17 protein-coding genes and 1 pseudogene are annotated in these 24,231 nt (G+C 38.6%); 5 read left to right on the top strand and 13 right to left on the bottom strand.

Features of this window, described 5'->3' with window-relative positions; all coding sequences use genetic code 11:
• Nucleotides 1-5 precede the first annotated feature (5 nt).
• The 4 genes from GWI68_RS12320 to vgrG form a co-directional block, all read right to left on the bottom strand.
• Entirely contained in the window at nt 6-968 is a 963-nt protein-coding gene (locus tag GWI68_RS12320) for a DUF6396 domain-containing protein (protein ID WP_208105184.1), read from the bottom strand.
• 2 nt (nt 969-970) lie between these two features.
• Nucleotides 971-1,822 (bottom strand): DUF6396 domain-containing protein, encoded by an 852-nt coding sequence (locus GWI68_RS12315; RefSeq protein ID WP_243733379.1) that lies wholly within the window; start codon nt 1,820-1,822, stop codon nt 971-973.
• An 80-nt stretch (nt 1,823-1,902) separates the two neighbouring features.
• Nucleotides 1,903-3,705 carry a phospholipase D-like domain-containing protein gene (locus GWI68_RS12310; RefSeq protein WP_166540471.1) on the bottom strand — a complete coding sequence of 601 codons (1,803 nt, stop codon included), beginning with the start codon at nt 3,703-3,705 and terminating at the stop codon, nt 1,903-1,905.
• 13 nt (nt 3,706-3,718) lie between these two features.
• Nucleotides 3,719-6,439 carry a type VI secretion system tip protein VgrG gene (gene vgrG, locus GWI68_RS12305; protein ID WP_166540470.1) on the bottom strand — a complete coding sequence of 907 codons (2,721 nt, stop codon included), beginning with the start codon at nt 6,437-6,439 and terminating at the stop codon, nt 3,719-3,721.
• A gap of 743 nt (nt 6,440-7,182) precedes the next feature.
• Between vgrG and fdnG the strand changes: the two genes are divergently transcribed.
• The 3 genes from fdnG to fdoI are packed head-to-tail and all read left to right on the top strand — an operon-like array spanning nt 7,183 to nt 11,826.
• The gene (gene fdnG / locus GWI68_RS12300; RefSeq protein WP_166540469.1) at nt 7,183-10,230 is read left to right on the top strand and encodes a formate dehydrogenase-N subunit alpha; all 3,048 of its coding nucleotides are present in this window, start codon (nt 7,183-7,185) and stop codon (nt 10,228-10,230) included.
• A 10-nt stretch (nt 10,231-10,240) separates the two neighbouring features.
• On the top strand, nt 10,241-11,170 hold the full coding sequence (gene fdxH, locus GWI68_RS12295; RefSeq protein WP_166540468.1) for a formate dehydrogenase subunit beta: 930 nt from the start codon (nt 10,241-10,243) through the stop codon (nt 11,168-11,170).
• Nucleotides 11,167-11,826: a formate dehydrogenase cytochrome b556 subunit gene (gene fdoI / locus GWI68_RS12290; protein ID WP_166540489.1), complete on the top strand. Its 660-nt coding sequence runs from the start codon at nt 11,167-11,169 to the stop codon at nt 11,824-11,826. Before fdxH ends, fdoI begins: the two co-directional genes overlap by 4 nt.
• An 86-nt stretch (nt 11,827-11,912) precedes the next feature.
• On the opposite strand, the gene fdhF is transcribed toward fdoI, so the two are convergent.
• A complete protein-coding gene (gene fdhF / locus GWI68_RS12285) occupies nt 11,913-14,081 on the bottom strand; it encodes a formate dehydrogenase subunit alpha (RefSeq protein WP_166540467.1) in 2,169 nt (722 codons plus the stop codon).
• 617 nt (nt 14,082-14,698) lie between these two features.
• On the opposite strand from fdhF, the gene GWI68_RS12280 reads away from it, so the two are divergent.
• Entirely contained in the window at nt 14,699-16,015 is a 1,317-nt protein-coding gene (locus GWI68_RS12280; protein WP_166540466.1) for a sodium-dependent transporter, read from the top strand.
• A 151-nt stretch (nt 16,016-16,166) separates the two neighbouring features.
• Here GWI68_RS12280 and GWI68_RS12275 read toward each other — a convergent pair whose 3' ends face one another.
• The 6 genes and pseudogenes from GWI68_RS12275 to GWI68_RS20440 all read right to left on the bottom strand — a co-directional run.
• Nucleotides 16,167-17,474 (bottom strand): TRAP transporter large permease, encoded by a 1,308-nt coding sequence (locus GWI68_RS12275; protein ID WP_166540465.1) that lies wholly within the window; start codon nt 17,472-17,474, stop codon nt 16,167-16,169.
• A gap of 2 nt (nt 17,475-17,476) precedes the next feature.
• Nucleotides 17,477-18,037 (bottom strand): TRAP transporter small permease, encoded by a 561-nt coding sequence (locus GWI68_RS12270; protein WP_166540464.1) that lies wholly within the window; start codon nt 18,035-18,037, stop codon nt 17,477-17,479.
• A 52-nt stretch (nt 18,038-18,089) separates the two neighbouring features.
• Nucleotides 18,090-19,100 (bottom strand): TRAP transporter substrate-binding protein, encoded by a 1,011-nt coding sequence (locus GWI68_RS12265; protein ID WP_166540463.1) that lies wholly within the window; start codon nt 19,098-19,100, stop codon nt 18,090-18,092.
• A 340-nt stretch (nt 19,101-19,440) separates the two neighbouring features.
• Complete coding sequence (locus GWI68_RS12260) at nt 19,441-19,914, bottom strand: YhcH/YjgK/YiaL family protein (protein ID WP_166540462.1); 474 nt, start codon at nt 19,912-19,914, stop codon at nt 19,441-19,443.
• Between the two features lie 34 nt (nt 19,915-19,948).
• Nucleotides 19,949-20,569 carry a bifunctional 4-hydroxy-2-oxoglutarate aldolase/2-dehydro-3-deoxy-phosphogluconate aldolase gene (locus tag GWI68_RS20445; RefSeq protein ID WP_166540488.1) on the bottom strand — a complete coding sequence of 207 codons (621 nt, stop codon included), beginning with the start codon at nt 20,567-20,569 and terminating at the stop codon, nt 19,949-19,951.
• Nucleotides 20,570-20,614: 45 nt separating this feature from the next.
• Nucleotides 20,615-21,529 (bottom strand): annotated as a pseudogene (locus GWI68_RS20440) (sugar kinase); the annotation flags it as partial.
• Between the two features lie 422 nt (nt 21,530-21,951).
• On the opposite strand from GWI68_RS20440, the gene kdgR reads away from it, so the two are divergent.
• A complete protein-coding gene (gene kdgR, locus GWI68_RS12245; protein WP_088494232.1) occupies nt 21,952-22,773 on the top strand; it encodes a DNA-binding transcriptional regulator KdgR in 822 nt (273 codons plus the stop codon).
• Nucleotides 22,774-22,888: 115 nt separating this feature from the next.
• Here the strand turns inward: kdgR and GWI68_RS12240 are convergent, their stop codons facing one another.
• Together GWI68_RS12240 and kduD are read right to left on the bottom strand one after the other, a co-directional pair.
• Nucleotides 22,889-23,401, bottom strand: coding sequence for a YgjV family protein (locus tag GWI68_RS12240; RefSeq protein WP_166540461.1), 513 nt, complete (start codon nt 23,399-23,401; stop codon nt 22,889-22,891).
• A gap of 66 nt (nt 23,402-23,467) precedes the next feature.
• Complete coding sequence (kduD, locus tag GWI68_RS12235; protein ID WP_166540460.1) at nt 23,468-24,229, bottom strand: 2-dehydro-3-deoxy-D-gluconate 5-dehydrogenase KduD; 762 nt, start codon at nt 24,227-24,229, stop codon at nt 23,468-23,470.
• Between the last annotated feature and the right edge of the window lie 2 nt (nt 24,230-24,231).

Below are 24,231 nucleotides of genomic sequence, written 5' to 3'. Positions count from 1 at the left end.
TTTACTTATTTCTGAGCCTGTTTTTTATATTCAAAGGTGCCATCCCATTCCGGTAAAGGCGCAGGAGGTAAAGGAACAATTTTATCGATATCAGGGAATTTAGCGCGGGGATTATTATCTATTTCATCACTAATTAAATCATAACGTCTAACACGTTCTAAATCTAGTTGCTGCCCTAAATAATTGGCTCGATCATTAATATCTTGAGTTCTAAAAGCTTGAGATAATCGAAATGAACTTAATGTATGCCCTTGTTTAACACCTTCCTGTAAATAAAATAAAGCTCTTGTATAATTGCCTTCAGCCAACGCATAATTGAGACCTAATTCAAAAGAAGCTTTACTAAACCCTTGCTTGGAAGCGCAATCTAGCATTGCTCGCCCTAAATCTAAACGATAAAGCTCAGGTACTTGGGCATCCATAAATTTATCTCCAATCACATATTGCCCCTCAGGGTTACCCATCACGGCAGCCTTTAACATATAGCTAAATGCGGCACTTTCATCTTGTTCGACCCCATAGCCTTCTTGTAAATAGGTCCCCATAATGTAGTAACCAAAAGGAATTTCCATGTTGATTAAACGTTCTACTAAATCAATCACTTCCTCTTGTGGTAACTTGCCTGCAACAGGCTCAGCCTTACCAATTGACACCATCAGTTGCAAGTTGCCTATAGCTTTATAGTGATCTTTTGCCGCGGCTTGGCGATAGAGTTGAGCAATACGTATTAAATCAGGATTATCTTGTCTATCCAGTTGTACAGCTTGTTTAAACCATGTATCGGCTTCAGGATCTAATGGCGGGAAAATATCCGCTTCATGAAGGCAAGTAAATTGGAAATTTTTAAGGTTCTGATGAACAGACTGGCAACCAAATAATAAAAGGCTAAATAAAAAGGCCACACTAACGATGATAATTTTATTTATTCTCTTCTGCGTCCTGTTTATATTTAGCCCATTACTCTTCATGATTATTGCGCCTGTTTTTTATATTCAAAGGTGCCATTCCATTCCGGTAAAGGCGCAGGAGGTAAAGGAACAATTTTATCGATATCAGGGAATTTAGCGCGGGGATTATTATCTATTTCATCACTAATTAGGTCATAACGTCTTACACGTTCTAAATCAATTTTTTGTCCTAAATAATAGAGCCTATTATTTATATCTGTAGTTTTAAAAGACTGTGATAATAAAAACAAACTCAATGTGTTTCCTTGTTTAGCACCTTCCTGTAAATAAAATAATGCTTTGGTATAATTATTTTCGGCAGCTACATAGTGTAATCCTAACTCAAAAGAAGCTTTACTAAATCCTTGCTTGGAAGCGCAATCTAGCATTGCTCGCCCTAAATCTAAGCGATAAAGCTCAGGTACTTGGGCATCCATAAATTTATCTCCAATCACATATTGTCCTTCAGGATTACCCATAATGGCGGCTTTTAACATATAACTAAATGCCGCATTTTCATCTTGTTCGACCCCATATCCCTCTTGTAAATAGGTCCCCATAATGTAGTAACCAAAAGGGATCTCCATGTTGATTAAACGTTCTACTAAATCAATGACTTCTTCTTGTGGTAATTTACCTGCAACCGGCTCTGCATCGCCTTCGGAAATCATTACCTGTAAATTACCTATCGCTATATAGTGATCTTTTTCCGCGGCTTGGCGATAGAGTTGAGCAATACGTTTTAAATCGGGATTATCTTGTCGGCTTAGTTGTACGGCTTGTTTAAACCATGTATCGGCTTCAGGATCTAATGGCGGAAAAACATCTGCCTCATGGAGACACGTAAATTGGAAATTTTTCAGGTTTTCATGCATTTTATTTTTCGCTCCACAGCCAGAAATAAATAATAAACTTAGAGTAATTATTAACATAAAAATAAACTGATAATGATTTATTATTCTTTCTTTGACCATGATCTATTCTCATCTAAAAATTGAATTAATGGCTGAAATGGTTTTATATATGACTCGGTTTTTTTATCTAGTTTATTTCTTGAAATAATTAAATTCCACTTTGTAAACTCTCTTTTTATATTATCAAATATACCTCCAGAATGGAGTTGCCATAAAAACTCCCGCATTGATTTAATAAATCCGACTGAATCGGTATCTTGTAAATTAATATTTAATTCACTATCAAATCGCATACTGCGATAATTAATATTGCTTGAACCGATTGTCATAAAAACATCGTCTACCATTAAGACTTTGCTATGAACATAAGTCGGTTGCCAAAGAGATGTTTGTGTTATATCTGGATTGGGTGAAACCAATGTACAAATCACCGTTTCTAATCCTTCTATTTTTTTTGCTTTTACTTCAGCTTTTTTAGAAAGACCTTTACTTTTTCTATGGAAATTAGGCGTTAAATCGGGTCGTTCTAACTCATCTAGCATTCGGTAAGTATTAAAACTTCCCACTTCCATTTCTTTTAGGGCTGTCGTATTAGTAACCACAAATAAATAAAGAGTATCTTTACAGCCAGCCGTTCGCCTTTCTTCAACCGCTTTTTTTAGTTTCTTAGCCAAAGGGGGATAACGAAAATATTGGTTTTCCATATAAATATAATTTCGCGCTAAAGCTACAGCGTTATTATAAACTTCTTCAACTTCAAATATTTGATACTGAGGTTGAGTGCGGGATATTTGTCCCATGGTGGGTTGTAATGGAAATTGGCTGTCTAATTCTAATTTTTTATTTAGCACCTCCATTCGAGCCAAATTCAATTGATGATCTTCTGCTGTAATTGCAGAACCTTGCATTAAGTCATAATCAGCACCAACATCTTTTATCCATGCGTGCTCAAAACTATGATAAAGATGAGCAAGCACCCCGCCACAAACACACGATGATGTATCTTGCCACGGTCTATCTCCATCTCGCCCTACATATGCTTCTTTGCGTACACCATCATGCGCATCATTATCCCAATAGCCTGAGACCATATTGTGCCCCAGAATAAAACCAACGGCATTTTCAGCTTCTTCATAATCAATAATAACGAACTTTTGGTGATGCGTAGGAAAATTAGAAAGTAAAAACTCATGTATTCCTGATGTTTTAAACGAGTTTTCTTCTAATTGGGCTTGAGCTGATGCCCTATCATTCCCCCAATTAAAAGCTCGACGTTCAACAAATAGTTTTTTCTGACCTGTTTTTTTATCTAAACCTATATTTTGGTGTTTGACGTCAAAATGCCATTTTTTATCATATTCATAATCTTTTTTAGTTTCATAAGAAACTCGTTTTCCTTGTGCGCCATAACCATCAACATACTCACCAAAAATATTTTTATCCGTGCGAGTTGTACTGTATGCGTCCCAACCAGGGAATTGAGGATCAAATCGGTTTCCTAGTTCACTAAACCAGACTAAAAGTCGCACAGTTACCCCACGTTCGGCTGCATCTTTCAGTAGTTCTCCAATTCGTTCAGAACCTTTTTTTGTTCCTACTCGGGTAAAACACATTGAGGCTTGAAATCCCCATATAGCAATATTAATACTTTTATTGGCTTCCTTAATCGCATTGGCTAATGCTTTAAAAGTTCTTTCACCATTAATAAGAGGCGCAAATCCTGCTGCCACAGGGGGATATCCTTCGCGAATAAACCATTCATTTGTAATAACAGAGCTAGCACCTTGAGAAGGTACCAAATTAATGATTTGTGGTGTTTTTAGTGGCGTAGTCTCTTTTGTCATATCATCACCTTAATTATTTTTTACTCTTCCCTGATCGGAGTTCATTGAGTAATTGATGAAATATATTTTGATGTGTGCTGCCCGCATATTGCTTATCTATCATCTGAGAGGATGGCGCTAGGGTTCTAAATCCTTGTTTTGAGATTTCATCTTGTTCACGCTCTTCCCCATCATTAACGATATTGATGTCAAAGCATTCGCCATCAATTAATTCAATACGGTATTTTTCAGTGGTAATTTCATGTTCAATAAAAATATTACCGTTTTTATCCGTTAGCCCTTTGGTTAATAACGCACCATTGGCATAGAGCGTATAAGGCTCGAATGCACGGACTTTAGTTGGGCTTAATGGTGAAGAACTTAATTGGAAACGAAGGGATTGTTTGGGTATCGATTGAGGAAAATTAGGGTGATTAATATCCATACGGTCGGGGCCATCAACAATCCAATTACTCGCTTTAACGGTTTGATTACCCGGGCTACCGTATTCAATTTGCCCTCCTTTTAAACGAATAAATGCACCACCACAGGTCAATAATAACTCTTCTTTTGCCGCAATAATGGTTTTACCTGCGTGACTTGTCACAGTCATATCTTTTAAGGAAGATAAATGCATCTCATCCCCTTGCGCTTGTAACTCGACTTTCCCTTGTGCCGCAAAAGCCTTAATGCCCATTCGTTGGGCAAATAAGCTAATCACCTCACCTGCTGCTAAAGTAATTTTTTTACCAACAGAAATATCTGTCTGCCTTTGTGCTGATATCGTAATATTTTCATTACTGCTTAATTGCACCGTTTTGGGTGATGTAAGTGCAATACCCATAGGTGAGCTTAATACCATCGCCGCTTGCTTCATTTCATCAATCGACTGGCTTAATAATTTTTGCTGTGCCGCAAGATCGGCTAATTCCGCTTTAGCAATTTCAGCAGCTTCTTTTAAGGACGAAACTAAATGTAACGCATCTTCTAATTGCTGCTGTGCTTCACGAATATCAAGTTGCTCTGATGAAGCTTTAGCCCGCAAATCTGTACTAATAAACAACCCTTTACCTGCACGGATTGCGCCCCAACTATCTGTACGTAGCTCAAAACCATCACCCCGTTTTTCACGTCCACTATTAACAAGATGACCTAAATTAAGTTGAGTTTTTCCACCATATTCTGTACTTAATTTAATATGTTCTTCACCCCGTTTATCTTCCATTCGCAATTTGTTATTTGTTGGCGTGCGAATAATATTTCGAGTGTTATTTTTATCAGTAATATGATCAGGATGACGAGAGTCGTGTAATGCATGGGCAATATAAGGACGATCGGGATCACCTTCATGGAAAGCAATGGCAACCTCAGTGCCTTGAATTAAAGGGAAATGTATTCCATAGGTATCACCAGCATAAGGTTTCGCCAAACGAACGGGCATACTTTCATAGCCTGTTTTCTTTTCATGATTATCACGGTCAGCATCGAAGCAAACCCAATAATATCCATCCTCGTTTTGATGGGCATAAATATCATTGTCTTTCGCACTTGATACCCGAGCCATCATAGTGCCCGCGATCACAGGACGAGGTTTGAGTTTGGGACGCCAACACAAGGTTTCACTGTAAGGTACTGCATCAAAAGAGACTTGTAAGGCTTTATCACGCCCACCAGCAAAATGCAGTTGAGTTAATAAAATAGATGATTGAAATATCAGAGGAAGTGTTGAGGGTTGTTGATTGTCTTTAATATTTAGCACCAGTAATGGTGATAAATCTGATGCACTACTTTTACCTTTTAATTGTATCTGTTGCGATAAAAAACGTTCATGATCTAAACGCGCCCAAAAGTTGGCAGTTTCAGCTTCAGGAATAAGCTTATCCCCTCGCGTTAAATGACGCGCACGATAATGATAGACATCACCATAGTTACTCCCATCACCTTCGCCTCTTGTCATATCACTAACAGCAGAAAGTAACGTATCTTGTGATAAACGAGGGTTGTAGTCTTTGGTTATTACGCTGTGTTCAACCACTTGATGGCGTAAAGATAATCCCCAAACACTTTCAACACCACTATCACTCATCCCTGAGGGGCTATTAAGAGGAAGTTGTTTTTCAAATTGATATTGGCTTTGTTTATCCCCAAAGTGAATCACTTCCGTTTGCGTTTCTTCATGAAGTTGAAAAGTATAAAAAACACCAATCTCACTTAATAATCGCTCAATAAATTGTAAGTCGCTTTCGTTAATTTGATTTATTTGCTCACGCTTAGGATATTCATGCTTAAGAGCAAATTCATATTCCCAGTTTTCAAAACCATGTTCTTCAAGAATTTTTTTAATCACGTCTGGTATTGAAAGATTAATAAAAAAGCGATGAGTTCTAATTTGATGGCGCAATAAAGAAAACCGAGGCTGAATAATTAACTGATATCGCGCTTCGTCTTTAGAGCCTGATAAACGCTGAAAGTCTGTTATTACACCATGAATACGTTTGGAAAAAGGTGATTGAGTTAGTGTGCTAATGTCTATGTTAAGAGGAGGTAAAAAAGTAAGCGTTGTACTTTTGCGTAATAAATTTAAGGGCTGTAAATCATGTTCTTGGCAAGTAAAAGTAACATGATAAGAGTAAATTTCACTAATTGCTTCATCGCCAAAAAAATACTCCACATCCATAGGAATATTATTGCCTTTTATGGCTAGCTGATAGCGATTATGTGATAAATTTACTTTTGCTATATCTATTACGCTCATAAATATTCCCTTTATAAAGCTCAATAATAAAAGTCTTTCTAATATCCCGCTAAGTTTGTTTAATTAAATTTAATATTAGTATTTAAATTAATCAATGTCATTTTTCTTAAAAATAAATGTCCTTATCGTTACCACTCAAAGGCGAGATTAATATTAATTTAATAATATCAATTAGTTATATTAAAGACCAAATAAATAACATTGAGAAGTAATCATTAAATTAGTGACAAACGGCAATATCATCTTATTAATTACACTTAAAATAAGTAAATTTATTTTAAGTAATTATTCTTAGTGAGAAAGCGATGCCGTATATGTGTTTTTATTTAGAAGCTCAAATAAAGATAGATAAAACAAAAAATATTTAATTTTAGTTATTATTTAGTCAATAAAGGTGCAAAATAAAATAGCCAATTAATCCACATTAGAAGTACCTTATTTTTTATATAAAAATCCCATTTCAGATAATCTGTACATAAAAGAATCAAAGGTTATGGTTCTTCGGTAATTTCACCTCATCTTGTTATTTTTTATACAATTATTTATCCATATTGTTACTATGGATTTATTTTTTTTACTCGTTATAATTTCCTCGTCATTTTAAGTAGTAGTTCATCACATTGAGTTCACAAAACGATACTCAGGTCTGTCTTGAATGATTGAAAAATGAAATCGTATCTTTACTGGACGTTTTTTAAACGCCCGGGACGGATGTTATTTATCAATTTATCAAGGAGACACTGATGCAAATCAGTCGTAGGTCTTTCTTTAAGATCTGTGCTGGCGGTATGGCAGGCACATCTGCTGCATTACTCGGCTTGGCACCTGAAGTATCTATTGCGAATGCTCGCCAATATAAATTATTACGTTCAGTCGAGACTCGTAATAACTGCACTTATTGCTCTGTAGGTTGCGGTATTTTGATGTATAGCCTTGGGGATGGCGCAAAGAATGTCGATAAAAGTATTTATCACATTGAAGGCGACCCTGATCATCCTGTTAGCCGTGGCTCTTTATGCCCGAAAGGTGCTGGGCTTGTCGATTATATCCATAGTGAAAATCGCCTGAAATATCCTGAATATCGTAGACCTGGCTCTGATAAGTGGGAGCGCATTTCATGGAATGAAGCGATTGATAAAATCGCCCGTCTGATGAAAAAAGATCGTGATGAAAACTTTGTTACCCATAATGAAAAAGGGCAGGAAGTTAACCGCTGGCTGACAACCGGTATGCTTTGTTCTTCTGCTGCCAGTAACGAAACTGGAATTTTAGATAATAAATTTTCCCGTTCATTAGGCATGATTGCTATCGATTGTCAGGCAAGACTTTGCCATGCGCCAACCGTCGCAGCATTAGCGCCAACTTTTGGTCGTGGCGCAATGACCAATAACTGGGTTGATATTAAAAACGCTAACGTTGTACTGATCATGGGCGGTAACCCTGCTGAAGCGCACCCTGTCGGTTTTAAATGGGTTATCGAAGCTAAAATTAAGAACAATGCGAAGGTTATCGTTGTCGATCCCCGTTTTAACCGCAGTGCTGCCGTTGCCGATCTTTACTCTCCTATTCGCGCTGGCTCTGATACTGCATTCTTATTAGGTGTTATTCATTACCTTATCGAACACAATAAAATTCAGCATGAATATGTGAAAGCCTATACCAATGCTTCTTTAATTGTGCGTGAAGATTTTAGCTTTGATGAAGGCCTTTTCAGTGGGTTTGATAAAGAAAATCAAAACTATGATAAAACCTCATGGCACTATGAACTTGATGAGAATGGTTTAGCATTAAGAGATAATTCACTGCAACATCCTCGTTGTGTGTGGAATCTTTTAAAACAGCACGTTTCACGTTATACCCCTGAGATTGTTACCACTCTTTGTGGCACACCTTTAGAAGATTTCACCTATATCTGTGAAGCGCTTGCGTCTACCAGTGTAAAAGACAGAACCTCAACTATTTTGTATGCCCTAGGTTGGACACACCATACAGGTGGCGCTCAAACTATCCGTGCAGCAGGTATGATCCAGTTATTATTAGGTAACGTGGGTATGCCGGGTGGTGGTGTGAATGCGTTACGTGGGCACTCGAATATTCAAGGTTATAGTGATCTGGGCTTATTATCATTAAACCTACCAGGTTATATGCCTCTTCCTAATGAAAAACAGACATCATTAGAAACTTATTTATCCCAAGTCACACCAAAAGCCGTGGTTGCAGACCAAGTTAACTATTGGAAAAGAACGCCTGATTTCTTTATTAGCTTGCTAAAAAGCTTCTGGGGTGAACATGCAACAGCACAAAACGAGTGGGGTTATCACTGGTTACCAAAATGGGATAAAAGCTATGACATCATGGCACAAACCCAATTAATGATTGATGGCAAAATGAATGGTTATATCGTTCAAGGCTTTAACCCATTAGCCGCTTTTGCCGACAAGAATAAATGTAGTGCCGCATTAGCCAAGCTGAAATATATGGTTGTCATTGATCCACTCGTGACTGAATCTTCTAATTTTTGGCAAAATCACGGCGAAATGAATGAAGTTTCATCAAAAGATATTCAAACTGAAATTTTCCGTTTACCTTCTTCATGTTTTGCTGAAGAAAATGGCTCGATTGCAAACTCAGGCCGCTGGCTACAATGGCACTGGGCTGGTGCTAAACCACCTGCACAAGCATGGCATGATGGTAAAATTTTAGGGCATTTATTAATGCGTCTGCGCGAGCTTTATCGTGAAGAAGGTGGCGTATGTCCTGAGCCTATCATGAATCTCTCTTGGAACTACGTTGACCCTTACGATCCACAGCCAGAAGAAGTGGCGAAAGAAGCAAATGGTCAAGCTCTGCAAGATATCTATGATGAAACAGGCAAATTGTTGTTTAAAAAAGGACAACAACTTGATGGTTTCCATCAACTGAAATCAGACGGCTCAACGGCAAGTTTCTGTTGGGTTTATTCCGGTTGCTGGACCGAAAAAGGCAACCAAATGGCGAACCGCGATAACGCTGATCCATCCGGATTAGGTTGTACCCCGGGTTGGGCTTTTGCATGGCCACAAAACCGTCGAGTGTTATATAACCGCGCATCGGTTGATCCACAAGGTCAGCCTTGGGATGAAAAACGTCAGCTTATCAAATGGAATGGTAATCAATGGGTTGGCCCTGATGTACCAGATTATAGTAATGCCGCGCCTAATAGTGGTGTAGGTCCCTTTATTATGCAACCCGAAGGTATGGGACGCTTGTTTGCGGTTGATAAAATGGCTGATGGTCCATTCCCTGAATTCTACGAACCGTTTGAATCGCCAACAGAAGATAATATTCTGCACCCGAAAGTTTCTCGTAACCCTGTTGCTCGCTTATACAGCTACGATGCTGAACATTTAGGTAAAGCAGATGAATTCCCTTATGTGGCAACAACCTACTCAATTACTGAGTTGTTCCGTCACTGGACAAAACACTCATTAATTAATGCCATTGCACAACCGGATCAATTTATTGAAATTGGTGAACAACTTGCTTCACGTAAAGGCATTGTTCAAGGTGATGAAGTTAAAGTCAGCGCTAAGCGTGGCTATATCAAAGCTAAAGCCGTGGTGACTAAGCGTATTAGACCTCTAACGATAAATGGCAAAGTTGTTGATACTATCGGTATTCCTTGTCACTGGGGCTTTGAGGGAGCAACACGTAAAGGTTTCCTTGCCAATACATTAACGCCATCTGTGGGTGATGCAAACTCATTCACACCTGAATATAAGGCGTTTTTAGTCAATATCGAAAAGGCATAAGGGGAAACTGATGTCATTGCAATCTCAAGATATTATTCGTCGTTCTGCTACTAATTCCCTCACGCCAGCACCACAGGTACGTGATTTTAAAGAAGAAGTGGCAAAACTGATTGATGTTACTACCTGTATTGGCTGTAAAGCCTGTCAGGTTGCCTGTTCAGAATGGAACGATATTCGCGATAAAGTGGGTCTTAACGTCGGTGTTTATGATAACCCGATGGATTTAACCGCTAAATCATGGACCGTGATGCGATTTTCTGAAGTTGAAGAAAACGGCAAATTAGAGTGGCTAATTCGTAAAGATGGCTGTATGCACTGCGCTGATCCGGGTTGTTTAAAAGCCTGCCCAGCAGAAGGTGCCATCATTCAATACGCTAACGGTATTGTTGATTTCCAATCAGAGCACTGTATTGGTTGTGGTTATTGTATTGCGGGCTGTCCTTTCGATGTTCCTCGCATTAATGAAGAAGATAATCGCGCTTATAAATGCACGCTGTGTGTTGATCGTGTTGAAGTCGGTCAAGAGCCAGCTTGCGTAAAAACCTGTCCAACAGGGGCAATTCATTTTGGTTCTAAAGAAGCAATGACGCATCTTGCTAACGAACGAGTCGCAGAGCTGAATACACGCGGTTATGACAATGCGGGTTTATATGACCCTCAAGGGGTTGGTGGAACTCACGTTATGTATGTACTTCATCACGCGGATAGACCTAATTTGTATCATGGCTTACCAGAAAACCCAGAAATTAGCTCAACGGTTAAATTCTGGAAAGGTATTTGGAAACCATTAGCGGCAGTTGGTTTTGCAGCCACCTTTGCAGGTGCAATATTCCATTACTTAGGTATTGGCCCTAACCACACCACAGAAGAAGATGAAGAAGAGGCACAAAAAGAGATGGAAGCATCACAAAATTCAGTGAATAAAGAGGAGCAGAAATAATGAAGAAGAAAAGCGATAAAATCCTTCGTCATACTGCCTCAGAACGTATTAATCACTGGGTTGTGGCGATTTTCTTTATCTTTACTACCTTTAGCGGATTGGGCTTTTTCTTTCCATCTCTAAACTGGTTTATGAATATTTTAGGTACACCACAGCTTTCACGCTTACTGCATCCTTTTGCAGGTGTTGCGATGGTGTTCTTCTTTATCTTTATGTTTTTTCGATATCTAAAACATAACTTTGTTGATAAAGACGACTTAGTATGGGCAAAAAATATCCACAAAGTGCTACAAAACGAAGAAGCTGGTGATATTGGCCATTACAACTTAGGTCAAAAAGGCATTTACTGGACATTAAGTATCAGCCTTATTGTGCTTACAGTCAGTGGTGTGATGATTTGGCGTCCTTATTTCGCGGACTATTTCTCTATCCCGGTTATTCGCATTGCCTTACTGGCTCATTCACTGTCAGCTATTTTGCTTATCATAACGGTATTTGTTCATGCTTATGCTGCATTCTGGGTGAAAGGATCTATTCGTAGCATGATTGAAGGTTGGGTAACTCGGGGGTGGGCGAAAAAGCACCATCCACGTTGGTATCGTGAGATCTTAGAAGAAGAGAAAAAAGAAGCAGAAAGCAAATTAAACCAAAAATAATCAACTGCTTTTGTTTTTATAAAATAGATGTGAGAAAAAAATGGAGACTTAATCGTCTCCATTTCTATTTTGAATAAACACTCAATTTAATGTGCTGCTGTTTTTGCTTGCTCTACTAAGTTAATCAAACGGCTTCGCATTGTATGATAGTGCTGAGAAACTTGGCTTTCTGCCCATTTTTGATCGGCTATTTTAATCACTTTAGCTGCACAATATTTTGTTTCAGGTGTTTTTGATACAGGATCAAGATTATCTTGAGTCAACTCATTGCATGCCCCAATCCACCATTGATAGGTCATATAAATCGCTTGCTTATTGATTGTCTCATTCACATTACAACGAGACATAACCTTACCTCGACGAGATTCAACCCAAACAATCTCTTGATCACGAATACCCGCTTCTTTGGCAACATCAGGGTGAACTTGAACATAACCGGGTTCATCTGCAAGTGAAGCCAATGCTTTACAGTTACCTGTCATTGAGCGACAGGAGTAATGCCCCACTTCACGTACTGTAGATAAAATCATTGGATAGTCTGCATCCGGCAATTCAGCCGGTGCTCGCCATGGTGTAGCAAATAGCTGCCCTTTTCCTGATGGTGTGGTGAATTGATTACCTGAATATAAATAAGGTGTTCCTGCATCTTCGATATTAGTACAAGGCCATTGAATATGCGCTAAACCCGCCAATTTTTCATAAGTGACACCAAAAAATAGCGGACATAAAGCTCGGACTTCATTCCAGATCTCTTCATTATTTTCATAAGACATCGGGTAGCCCATTTCAGTAGCGAGTAAGCTAATGATTTCCCAATCTCGTTTTACATTGCCACGTGGCTCAATGGCTTTTTCAAAGCGCTGAAAACCTCTATCTGCACAGGTAAAGATACCTGCATGTTCACCCCAACTGGTTGACGGTAAAATCACATCAGCTTGCTCGGCGGTTTTAGTCATAAAGATATCTTGAACCACGACAAAATCGAGCGCTTCAAAGCCTTTTCTTACTAGGCCTAAATCGGCTTCGGTTTGAAGCGGATCTTCACCCATGATGTAGTACGCTTTTACTTTGCCTTCAATGGCTAAATGCGGTACTTCGGTAATACGATATCCCACTTCGGGGTCAAGTTGTTCAACAGGGATATTCCAGGCTTTGGCAAATTTTTCACGCGCATTTTCATCAGTGACATATTGATATCCTGGAAACATATTTGGTAAAACTCCCATGTCACAGGCACCCTGAACATTATTTTGCCCACGAACCGGTGCAACACCAACATGCGGTTTACCTAAATTACCCGTTAATAATGCAAGACCAGATAAGCCTTTAACCACATCAACTGCTTGGCCAAATTGTGTAACGCCCATTCCCCACATAATGGTGGCTGTTTTAGCGTCCGCATAAGTACGCATTGCCTTACGAATTTCAATTGCAGGGATACCGACAATATCTTGTACTGCTTCTGGGCTATAGTCGGCGAGTTGTTTTTTATATTCTTCAAAACCTTCGGTATAGCGACTGACGTAATCCTTATCATAAAGATCTTCATCAATTAGCGTATATGCGAATGCATTCACTAACGCCATATTTGTACCATTTTTTAATGGTAAATATTGGTTAGCAATTTTGGCAGTTTCTATTTTTCGAGGATCACAAACAATGATTTTAGCACCCTTTTGTTTTGCTTTAACTACACGGCGCGCCACAATGGGATGAGAGTCTGCACAGTTATAACCAAAGACTAATAAGCAATCTGAATCTTCAATATCAGCAATAGAGTTGCTCATGGCACCATTGCCTAATGTTTCTTGTAAACCAGCAACAGAAGGCCCATGACACACACGAGCACAACAATCGACATTATTATTACCTAATACTGCACGAACAAATTTCTGCATCACAAAGTTGGTTTCATTCCCTGTACCACGAGAAGATCCTGTACACATGATGGATTTCGCACCGTATTTTTCTTTTATTTCCAGTAATTTTTTTGCCGTATATTGAATCGCTTCATTCCAACTCACAATTTCAAAATCAGCCCCTTTTTGTCGGCGGATCATGGGTTCATGTATTCTGGCTGTCAGCAGTTTATTGTCATTAAGAAAATCCCAACCATAGAGTCCTTTTAAGCAAAGTTCTCCTTGATTGGTGACACCATTGGCACCTTCAGCTTTGATTATGCGACCATTTTCGACACAGAGATTGATTTTGCAGCCAGCGCCACAATAAGGACAGACGGAGTTGATTTTGTTCATTTGATATCCTTTCCCCTAACTAGGGAGTAAAAGAGTCATAAAGAACTTTTATCTAAGCAGGAATTATGCCAATTAATTTTTACTATTTAATCAATAATATACAAAAATAAATTAATATTTAATTACTGTTTCGACATTTTTGCCGATGCTCACCTTACACAAATAGAGTTAAATATCATAATTCATTACAGATTTCAGTTATTAGCATCAGAGAAACACTTTGAAATAAAAATTAATACTGGATTCTAATAAAATTTATTTCTTTAGTTTGAATTTATGATATAAATAATAAATACGCATTTTGAAAAACAATATTTCATATTGCATTGCGATTATATCCATTTCAATAAAGAGCAAAAAGATGAATATGAACACCAATAACCGACTCCTAGGCCTAAACCTACTACTCCTTCGTTAGGTGGCCAAGCGCGTTCATTTTTTTGCAAAAGCCACCAGTCAGGTGGCTTTTTTGTTGTGCCCCCTACTGGTGAAATTATTTTTAGGGGAGTTTCTATGATGTTGAGTTTTACCATAAGGATGATGAGTGACAACGTCTTCTCAATAAACAATTGTATGGCAATGCCTTCCATAACAGACCAAATGAAGCAGGGGGCAAAATGAGTCAACAATGGACATCAAGAGTCGGCCATATCTTAGCAGCCGCAGGATCGGCAATCGGTATTGGCGCAATCTGGAAGTTTTCTTATGTCGCAGCCAATAATGGTGGCGGTGCATTTTTAATTGTCTTTTTGTTATTTAGTTTCATTATTGGGCTTGCTGTATTACTGGCTGAGAATATCTTAGGCAGTAGCACACACGCAGAAGCCGTTAATGCCTTTAAAAAAATGATGGGACGCAATTGGGTCATCATTGGCGTTATTGGTGTATTCAGCTCTTGGTGTATTTATAGCTTTTATAGTGTTGTAGGTGGTTGGACAATTGGCTATACCGTTATGGCAGCAACAGGCCAGTTGAATATTACAGATAGCGCTGAATTAACGGGTATTTTTACCCGCTTTATTAGTGATCCTTTATGGCCTATTTTGGCTCACCTTGCCTTTGCTGGATTAACCTGTTTTGTAGTTTTAGCGGGTGTACAACGTGGATTAGAAAAAGCCGTCAAAATCATGATGCCAATGTTATTTATCATTATGATTTTATTGATTATTGTTGGTATCAGCTTACCCGGTTCTTCTGAAGGTTTAAAATTATTTTTATACCCTGATTTTAGTAAGTTAACCCCTCAAGGCGTATTAGATGCATTAGGATTAGCCTTCTTCTCACTGTCTATCGGTTTAGGCATTCATATCACTTACAGTGCTTATTTAGCAGATAATAAAGGTATTGCTAACTCCAGTATGTGGGTGGTTATTTTATCTTGTATGGTGTGTGTGCTTGCCGGATTAATGATTTTCCCTGCATTATCTGCCGCAGGCTTAGAGCCTAATGCTGGCCCTGGTTTAACCTTTATGACTATGCCAGTCTATTTTGCCAACTTACCCGGCGGTAATATTTTAGCAGTGACTTTCTTTGTCTTGTTATTAATGGCGGCGTTAACCTCTGCAATTTCATTACTTGAACATATCGTGGCTTATGTACAGATGCGTTTTCAATGGACTCGTCGTCGTGCAGGGTTAGTGGTTACAGCCTCTATTATGCTGATGGGTATTCCAGTTTCATTATCTTTCGGCCCTATGAGTGATGTGACATTCGCAGGTAAAACGGTCTTTGATTTGTTGGATTACCTGACTTCTAATATTTTGATGCCACTGTTCGGTATCGCAATGTGTTTAATCTTTGGTTGGTCACGTAGAGCAAATGCCTTGATCCCTGAAAATATCTCAGGAGTAAAACGCCAATGCTTATTATTGGTTTGGCGTTATATTGGTCCAATTTGTATCGGAATTATTTTAATTCATGGATTGATTGGCTAAACAGATCCCCGATAAAAACAGCTTATTAAACATAAAGAGAGGGTCAAATGACCCTCTCTTTTTTCTTGTTTTATAACAGCCTTTTTATGATCAGGCTTGTTTTATTTTGGATACTTTATATTACTTTTTTCCCCTAGCAGTTTTATCAATATTACCCAACCAATCCCATTGCTTGAGGCAAGAACATAGAAATTGCAGGAATATAGGTCACTAATAACAGCACAAGAATAATCACGGCAAAGAAAGGTAATAGCGGTCTAATTACACCTTCAATCTTAATTTCACCTATCTTACAACCAGTAAATAAAATAGGACCTACAGGCGGTGTTATCGTACCTAATGAAAGGTTAAATACCATCATGATACCAAATTGAACAGGGTCCATACCAAATTGAGCACAAATCGGTAGGAAGATTGGAGTAAAGATTAACACTGCTGGTGTTGGGTCCATAAAGGTACCAACCAACAGTAAAACCAAGTTCATAATCAGTAAGATAACTAAGAAGCTATCGGTAAAAGAGAGTAAGCCTGATGCGATAATGGCAGGTATTTTAGTAAATGCCATTACCCAAGACATAATGGATGATGTTGCAAGCATCAAAATAACAATTGCCGTCATTTTTGCTGTGGCTAAGAAAATAGTAGGCAAATGGTTTATTTTGATATTTTTATAACACATACCTAAGATTAAAGAGTACACAACCGCAATGGCTGAAGCTTCTGTTGCAGTAAAAATACCACCTAAGATCCCGCCGATAACAACCACAATCATCATTAAGCTAGGAATAGCATCAAGTACGAGCTTAAATGCTTGTCCTTTCATGGTGTTTTTTTCAGCCACATAACCGCGACGTTTAGCAATAAAACCTGCCACTAACATCACACCCAGTCCCCATAAAATACCGGGAATATAGCCCCCCATAAACAGCGCAGTAATCGAAACACTCCCTGCAACAGTGGCATAAACAATCAGTGTGTTACTTGGTGGAATTAACATACCCGTTGGTGCTGATGCAATATTCACTGCGGCACTAAAAGCGGGATCGTAATTTTCTTTCTTTTGGATTGGGGACATAATACCGCCAATCGCAGCCGCAGAAGCAACACCAGAGCCACTAATTGAGCCAAATAGCATATTAGCAACAACGTTAGTTTGCGCTAAAGGTCCCGGTAAAAAGTTACTGACTAACTTAGCGCAGTTAATTAAACGAATAGCGATACCGCCGTTATTCATTAAGTTACCCGCCAGAATAAAGAACGGAATGGCTAACAGAGCGAAAGAGTCTAACCCCACAAACACGCGTTGAGCTGACGTTAAAATAGCGCCATCAAAAGGCAATATCATTGCCATGGCGAAGAAAGAAGAGAGTCCAATACTGACGCTGATTGGTGTACCAATAAATAAGAGAAGGAATGCACCAATAAACATGACTAGGGCAACAACAATTGCAATATCCATGGTTACACCTTTTGCTTTGAAGAAAGTTGTCTAACCAATCCATATTGGTTATATAAGCAATAGAAAACAGAGAGAACACCGCTTATAGGTATAGCTGCATAGATAACCCCGATAGGGATTTGCAGTGCCGAATCAAGTTGTCCCATTTGGCGGCTCATACCGATGTAACCACCAATAGTGAGTACCAATAACACAAAAGCAGTTGTGGCAAACTCACCTAAAATTTCAAGGCTAATACGAACTTTATAGGGCATTCGATCACGCATAAACGTAATCGCGATATGTTCACGTAATCCAAATACATAAGCACTACCAATTAAAATTAACCAGATAAAGAGGTAGCGAGAAAGCACTTCACTGACTGCACTAGGATCGTTAAATAGGTAACGAGTCACAACTTGGTAAGTCACCAATATCGTCATTAAACCCACAAGAAAAATACAAAAATAAGCGACGATGGTATCTATTTTTAGCTTAATACTTGTTAAAAAAGTATGAAAATCCTTTTTTGCAACAGGTGTATTAGAGTCGTTTGAAGAGGGTAATTTCTCTGAAGGTTCCATGGTTGATCCTTATAATAGGGGCTAAAAATTTAGCCCCTTGCAACAAACGGCATTAGTTGACTAATGCGCGGATCTTATTGTAGATATCTTTCTGTTCTGGTGTGGTCAGCATCGATTCTTGCAGCGGTTTACAACGCTCTTGGAATGGCTTGATATCAACCTCAGTAAATGTTGCACCTTGGCTAATAGCAGATTGTCGAGCCGTGTCTAACGCTTGGTTAAATAAATTAAACTCAGTAACCGTACTTTCTTTCGCTAACTTACGGAAAGTCGCCTGATCTTCAGGGCTCATCTTATTTAAGAATGCTTCATTCGCGATAAGTAAGTCGGCAACCATGACATGTCGGGTATAAGAGAAATTCGGTGCAACTTCATACTGCTTTAAGTCAGCATAAGTGATTTCATTATTCTCAGCGCCATCAAGAACACCTTGTTGGATAGCGGAATAAACCTCACCCTGTCCCATAGGAACACCAGTTCCACCCATACAAGACAACATCTTCACCATAGTGTCAGATTGCATGACTCGGATCTTTCTTCCTTTCATATCTTCAGGTGTTTTAACCGGTGTTCCTTTCACATACATACTACGAGCACCTGCGGTATAGGCAGTAAGTACCTCGAAACCATTTCCTTTGGTTGAGCTAAATAGGCCATCTAACATATCACCTGTAAAAACTTTTCTTTGGTGTTCTGAGTCGTTATAGATGTAAGGCATCGCCAGAACAGAGAAGTTTTTGTTGTAATTTTCAACAAGGGGATTGGCAACCACGGCCAATTGAATGGCACCTGATTGAACTAATTCAAGGGCTGCACGTTGGTCACCCAATAATTCATTAGGATGAATTTCGAGTTTATATTTACCCCCCGTAGCAGCTTCTAATTTTTGACTAAAATCTTCCAATGCTTTGTATTGAGGATTTTTTTCAGATTGGTTAAAAGCCGTTTTCAAAATAACAGGACTATCTGTTTTGTCATCTTCACCACATCCCGCTAAAAAAAGACTAGCGACTACAACGGTGCTGATAAGAGATAACTTAGGCAAAACATTCATTGTATGCATGTGAACCCCTTATGGGTTTGCGTATTTTGATAGTGTTAATGCTACTTGAATTTGACGATATTTCAGTGATCGAATTCAAGAAAATGAAATGGCGTTCCTATTTTTTGAAAATAGATTACCAATTTTATATTTTCAATTTTACAAACATAGTAACATATTGATAAAAAAGCATTAAATTATCAAAAAAAGTTAGTTTAGTAGTAAAAAAATAGAAAATATATATTCTGGAATAAACTACAAACTCGCTTAAAAGCTGAATTATCGGCTACTTATTAAGCAGAAAAGTAGCCGATAATCATATTTAGAATGGGGAATAATAGGATGAAGATCCTAGTTGTTATTACTGGGTTGCCAGCCATGTTTTACTGATTTTAAAAACCACCTTTTTAATTTTTTGCGAAGCATTTACCTGACAAGTAGGTCGATGAACTTCTCCGGGATAAAAAATCGCAAAATCACCAGTATCGAGCAATAAACGAGTCGTAATAGGTGGGTTATCTAAGAAAATCAGATCCGGTTTTGTTTCTTGGTATTGATGAGGATAGGTAATCGTTGTGCTAGTAGAGATCATCTCTTGCCCTTTAAGCACAACTTGAATATCAAGATAATGGTCATGAAACTCACTTTTTAAGTTTTCTTCACGATCGGTAGTCGGTGTGGAAATAATATAAAAAACATCATTATTAATAATGTTATATGTCCCTTCACTCTTCTCTTGCAAAGCGTTTAACGATAACTCTTTTTGAGTGAGTAATTTTAACAGTGCGGGCGGCAGCATTGTTGCATCGAGTTGCTTTAAATTTCCAGTGATCATCGGGTTACTCTCTTAAATCCGTGTTTAAATTTAATTACAAAGCTGCCATTGCTTCTTTAGCAAGAGCGCCTATTTCTTCCCATTTTTGATTATCAACGAGATCTGAAGGCACCATCCATGTACCACCGCAAGCAACAACTCGAGGTAATGCGAGGTAATCTTTCACATTGTTGGCATTAACTCCGCCTGTCGGCATAAAAGAGACAGGATAAACGGCACTCAACGCTTTGAGCATGCCAATACCGCCTGAAAGTTCTGCTGGGAAAAACTTCAATAGCTTGATACCTAGTTCCATTGCCTCTTCAACTAAACTTGGCGTGTTAATACCCGGAATAATAGGAATGCCTCTTTGCTGGCAATATTGCACAATGCGAGGATTAAATCCCGGACTCACAATAAAATCCGCACCGGCTTCAATTGCCTGATCAACCTGTGCTTTCGTTAATACTGTGCCTGCACAAATGATCATTTTCGGGAATTCATTTCTTAACTGTCGAATAGCTTCTGCAGCTGCAGGAGTACGAAAAGTTATTTCAGCACTGGGCATACCGTTTTCAACTAATGCTTTACCCAATGCGACAACATCATCTGCATTTTTAATTGCGATAACAGGAATAATTTTTAGTGCCGAAAGTTGTTCAAGTAATGTTGACATAGTGTGTCTCGTTGAATGAATAAGTGGCGCTTTTATTGAGGAATGTGGCATCGCGACTATTGAGATAATCGCACCACGATGTTGAATAACCGTACTTGCAAGTAAGTGTGCATAACGCGCAGACATCACAACTGACTCACCCGCTAATCGCGTAGCAAGATAACCTGCACTGAATGAATCACCTGCGGCGGTTGTATCAATCACACTTTGCTTATCAAGTTTTATGGCGGGAACTTCATCACAATGTCCTTGCTGTATAATGAGGCAAGGTTCTGCGCCTTTTTTAATAACGATTTCCCCAACACCAAATTCAATCGTCCTAGACACACATTGTGCTTCTTCGCTATCCCCCCAAAGAAGAAATTCATCATCTAATGTGAGAAAAGCCAAGTCAGTGAGTGACAAAACAGCTTGATAGGTTTTTTGTGTAGCATCGAGACTTTCCCATAATCTTGGGCGGTAATTATTATCAAAGGCGATTTTCACCCCCTTTTCTCGACACTTAGCTAATTGTTGTAAAAGCAGTTCTCTATCTTCCGGAGATAAAATCGCCAAGCTGATACCGCTTAAATAGATATAATCAAAATCAAGCAGTTGCTGGCAAATCATTGGGGCTTTTGGTGATCGTAACCAATATCGTGCGGCGGCATCGTTACGCCAATAATGGAAGGTACGCTCTCCTTGGTTATCCGTGTTTATGAGATAAAGTCCAGGTAATTTATTGTCTAATCTCTGGACTAATTCAGTATGTACGCCTTCTTTTTGCCATTGCTCTAACATGGCACTACTCATTGAATCTGTACCTAACGCACTTACATAATGAACAGATAAATTAGGATTTGCGCGAGTCAAATAAACAGCAGTATTAAGAGTATCTCCTCCAAAATGGCGTACAATATTCGCCTGATTTTCGGATAGTTCAATCATACATTCGCCAATAACAGCCACATTGATAGCCATAGCGCTTTCCATTTTCACATTAGCAGTGAGGTTATTTTATTTTAAATCGATTCAATTAAAAAGATTTAAAACAACATTTCATTAATTTTGTGACATTGTTATTGTTTTCAAAATGCATAAGAAAGTAAGTTTAAAGAAGATCCATAAAAAGCCATAAAGTACTCATCATGTTATCGCGTGCTCAGATACCCAATAGCATACACAAAACCATGACAGCTATTTATCTCCATCTACTTTAAATTCAAAGTGATACACATAGAAAAAATATCAAATTTAGATATTTTTCATTTAAAAATACTGTGATTAGCAACACGTTACATGATGAAAAATCGTTAATCTTATTGAATCATCATCGCTAATTGCTATAATTTTTGTAGCATTTCAAATATAATGAAACAATAAATCATTTTTTAGGACTCACAATGTCTGAAATAGAAAACACTCCTGATTCAGTTTCCTCTGTACTCAAAGTATTCGCTATATTACAAGCACTTGGCGAGGAAAAAGTGATTGGTGTGACAGAGTTATCCTTGCGGATCATGATGTCTAAAAGCACCGTCTATCGTTTTTTACAAACGATGAAAACGTTAGGGTATGTTTCCCAAGAAGGTGAAACAGATAAGTATTCTCTTAACTTAAAATTATTTGAGTTAGGCGCAAAAGCACTTGAAAACCAAGACTTGATTAAACTTGCTGATGAGCAAATGTATCGCCTTGGAAAACTAACCAAAGAAACGCTCCACCTCGGTACATTAGACGAAGACAGTATTGTCTATCTGCATAAAATAGACTCTGAATACAATTTACAGATGTATTCTCGCATTGGTCGCCGCCGTCCGCTTTATAGCACTGGGCTAGGTAAAATTATGCTGGCTTGGCTTCCAGAAACAGAAATTCGCGCTATTTTGGCTAATGTGACTTTTGAACCTTTTACAAAATATACACTGAAAGATATCGATGCTTTACTTGTTGAATTAGAACAAGTTCGCAAACAAGGTTATGCAGAAGATAAAGAAGAAATGGAACATGGCTTACGTTGTTTTGCTGTGCCTATTTATAGCCGTATGGGCAGAATTATTGCTGGCCTCTCTTTATCTCTACCTTTAATTCGTTTCCAAGAAGAGAATAAAGTTGCGTTAATCGCGCAATTACATGAAGCAGCAGCAAATATTTCTGCTGGATTAGGTTTCCACGACTACCCTTTTAGCTACACAGACACCAATGTCTTGGCTGAAAATATTTAAAAATTAAATCTAATTCTTTGTTTATAATAAAAATCCATTAATAATATATGAACTACACCCCAAAAGTTGGACACCAACTTTGGGGTGTTTGAAGTGGCTTTTTTATTTACCTCTGTCATAACGAACCCTGTAATTTCGCCTTATAGAGCTTAAAAATAGTTCGGCTATTCACAACTAAGAAAAGACTTTCTTGTACTATTCCACCAATTGAACCTGCCCAAATATTATGCGTTAACCAACACAACGTACTGGTTAACATACATAATCTAAGCACAATGCCGTTAAAGCGAAATAATGCATAGGTTGTTAATGTCGTCGCGAATAACGTTAAGAATTGTATTGGATGGATGATTTTGGGGATCACTAAAAACCATGCTAAAGCAATAAAGATCAACATGATCCCAATATTACGCGAATAGCCCGATACCCAATTTCGGATCGCACAGAGTAAATAGTTAATAGCTCCTACTGTTGAGCCTATCAAGAAAAAATGGATAGACATCAAAAGACCATTGAGCGTGAGCTGAAATCTCAGTTTGCTATCTTGTCGTTGCATAAATGCGGTTGCACCAATAAGGCAACCCAGAACACCAATACCTTGGGCAAACCAATAATTTTCAAAAAACATGCAACCCCCTTATTCCCAGCGCAACGAAAAAAGGCGCCTTTGGGCGCCTTCTTCAACAATAGCGTATTAACGCGCTAACCAACCACCATCAACTGCGATGGTATAGCCATTAACATAATCAGAAGCCGAAGATGCTAAGAAAACAACAGGCCCCATCATGTCACTTGGAACGCCCCAACGCTCAGCTGGAATACGCTCTAAAATAGCTGCATTACGCTCTTCATCAGCACGTAGAGCTGCCGTGTTATTTGTTGCCATATAGCCCGGAGCGATAGCATTAACGTTAATACCTTTACTTGCCCATTCGTTTGCTAACAAACGGGTTACGCCCATAACGCCACTTTTAGATGCAGTATAAGACGGCACACGTATGCCCCCTTGGAATGAGAGCATTGATGCAATATTAATAATTTTACCGCCAGTACCTTGAGCGATAAATTTTCTAGCCACCGCTTGAGACATAAAAAAGAGACTTTTAATATTGAGATCCATAACATCATCCCAATCTTTCTCTGTAAAATTAATCGCATCTTCTCGGCGAATGATACCGGCATTGTTGACTAAAATATCAACGTGTCCGAAATGAGCGGCGGCTTTATCCACCAGCCCCGGCAACTCATTTGTTTTACTCACATCAGCTTGTAAACTTAAAAAACGACGACCAAGTGCTTCTACTTCAGCAATAGTCTCTGTCGGTTCAACAAGGTTAATCCCCACAATATCGCAACCAGCTTGAGCAAGCCCTAATGCCATACCTTGCCCTAAACCTGTATTACAGCCAGTTACAATGGCGACTTTACCTTTCAGATCAAATGCATTCAGGATCATAC

Origin of the sequence: Proteus sp. G2669 (genome assembly GCF_009915245.1) — a bacterium.
In the GTDB taxonomy this organism is placed as follows: Bacteria; Pseudomonadota; Gammaproteobacteria; order Enterobacterales; family Enterobacteriaceae; genus Proteus.
This window is presented reverse-complemented; position numbering and strand designations above follow the sequence as displayed.

Coding starts and splice junctions, on each gene's coding strand:
- GWI68_RS12320 (WP_208105184.1), bottom strand. CDS start 968: ATGAAGAGTAATGGGCTAAATATAAACAGGACGCAGAAGAGAATAAAT.
- GWI68_RS12315 (WP_243733379.1), bottom strand. CDS start 1,822: ATGCATGAAAACCTGAAAAATTTCCAATTTACGTGTCTCCATGAGGCA.
- GWI68_RS12310 (WP_166540471.1), bottom strand. CDS start 3,705: ATGACAAAAGAGACTACGCCACTAAAAACACCACAAATCATTAATTTG.
- vgrG (WP_166540470.1), bottom strand. CDS start 6,439: ATGAGCGTAATAGATATAGCAAAAGTAAATTTATCACATAATCGCTAT.
- fdnG (WP_166540469.1), top strand. CDS start 7,183: ATGCAAATCAGTCGTAGGTCTTTCTTTAAGATCTGTGCTGGCGGTATG.
- fdxH (WP_166540468.1), top strand. CDS start 10,241: ATGTCATTGCAATCTCAAGATATTATTCGTCGTTCTGCTACTAATTCC.
- fdhF (WP_166540467.1), bottom strand. CDS start 14,081: ATGAACAAAATCAACTCCGTCTGTCCTTATTGTGGCGCTGGCTGCAAA.
- GWI68_RS12280 (WP_166540466.1), top strand. CDS start 14,699: ATGAGTCAACAATGGACATCAAGAGTCGGCCATATCTTAGCAGCCGCA.
- GWI68_RS12275 (WP_166540465.1), bottom strand. CDS start 17,474: ATGGATATTGCAATTGTTGTTGCCCTAGTCATGTTTATTGGTGCATTC.
- GWI68_RS12270 (WP_166540464.1), bottom strand. CDS start 18,037: ATGGAACCTTCAGAGAAATTACCCTCTTCAAACGACTCTAATACACCT.
- GWI68_RS12265 (WP_166540463.1), bottom strand. CDS start 19,100: ATGCATACAATGAATGTTTTGCCTAAGTTATCTCTTATCAGCACCGTT.
- GWI68_RS12260 (WP_166540462.1), bottom strand. CDS start 19,914: ATGATCACTGGAAATTTAAAGCAACTCGATGCAACAATGCTGCCGCCC.
- GWI68_RS20445 (WP_166540488.1), bottom strand. CDS start 20,569: ATGTCAACATTACTTGAACAACTTTCGGCACTAAAAATTATTCCTGTT.
- kdgR (WP_088494232.1), top strand. CDS start 21,952: ATGTCTGAAATAGAAAACACTCCTGATTCAGTTTCCTCTGTACTCAAA.
- GWI68_RS12240 (WP_166540461.1), bottom strand. CDS start 23,401: ATGTTTTTTGAAAATTATTGGTTTGCCCAAGGTATTGGTGTTCTGGGT.
- kduD (WP_166540460.1), bottom strand. CDS start 24,229: ATGATCCTGAATGCATTTGATCTGAAAGGTAAAGTCGCCATTGTAACT.